Origin of the sequence: Butyricicoccus sp., from assembly GCF_050872565.1 — a bacterium.
GTDB lineage: Bacteria > Bacillota > Clostridia > Oscillospirales > Butyricicoccaceae > Butyricicoccus_A.
Genome location: NZ_JBNMHC010000527.1, coordinates 1 through 1054 on the forward strand (window position 1 = coordinate 1; position 1054 = coordinate 1054).

The 1054-nt window shown below is 54.6% G+C and carries 1 protein-coding gene; it reads left to right on the forward strand.

What is annotated here, in order from left to right:
- On the forward strand, nucleotides 1-1054 hold a 1054-nt coding region (locus ACR0P9_RS13110), incomplete at both ends, for an SbcC/MukB-like Walker B domain-containing protein (protein ID WP_432620850.1).

Consider the following 1054-nt stretch of genomic DNA (forward strand, 5'->3'; position numbering starts at 1 on the left):
ATTGCCGGAATTAGAGCGAGAGGCACAGCGGGCAGAACAAGCCTATCATGCGGCAGACCGCAAGGCTGCTGCGATAGAAGCGGAGGCTCAGACCGTTCAGAGTACGTTGCCGATGCGCAATCTTGCTGGCATCGAGGCAAAGCTGCACGAGAAGCAGGAAACGTATGATGCGCTGCATCAGCATATCGACAAGGTAAAAAATGACTGGGAGAGCCATCAGCGCAAGTTGAGTAGTGCGGTCGAAGTATATCGCTCTGCCTGCGCGCAAGAGCAGCAGCAACAGCAGCTGGCAAAGACTGCACAAAAAGCATGGAAAGATGCCGTTCACACGGCTGGCTTTGCGAGCGGAGAAGCCTATCGGGCGGCTCTGCTGGCACCAGAGGCGTTTCGGCGTGCAGAACAACAATGCCAAGCGTTCTCTCAGCAATTGACGACTGCGCGCTCGATGGAGCGGGAATATGCTGCCGCTGTCCCGGATGGAGAGCCGCAAGATATAGAACAATTAAGACAGCAGCGGGAACAGGCAGAGCACATATGCCAAGAGAAAGAACGGCTTCGCACACAATGTGCTGCGCGAAGGGAAAACAATCAAGCTGTGCTGTCACGGATTGAGCGAATGCAGAACGAACTGGAACAGCTGGAACAGCAGACAGCCGCTCTGCGCGAGCTGTCTCAGACGGCAAACGGCGAACTGGCAGGCAAACAAAAGCTTATGCTGGAACAGTATGTACAGGCGGCTTATTTTGAGCGCGTGTTGCAGCGAGCCAATCTGCGCCTGCGCGATATGACGCAAGGACGCTATGAAATGCATCGGCGCAAAACAGCAGAGAATCATCGCAGCCAGTCTGGATTAGACATTGATGTCATGGATTATTACACGGGCAAGCGGCGTTCCGTCAAAACATTGTCCGGCGGAGAATCTTTTCTCGGCGCATTGGCGTTGGCACTTGGCATGTCGGATGTGATTCAGAGCTATGCGGGCGGCGTGCTGGTAGAGACTGTTTTCTTGGACGAAGGTTTTGGTACGCTGGACAGTGCGGCGTTGGAACAGGCA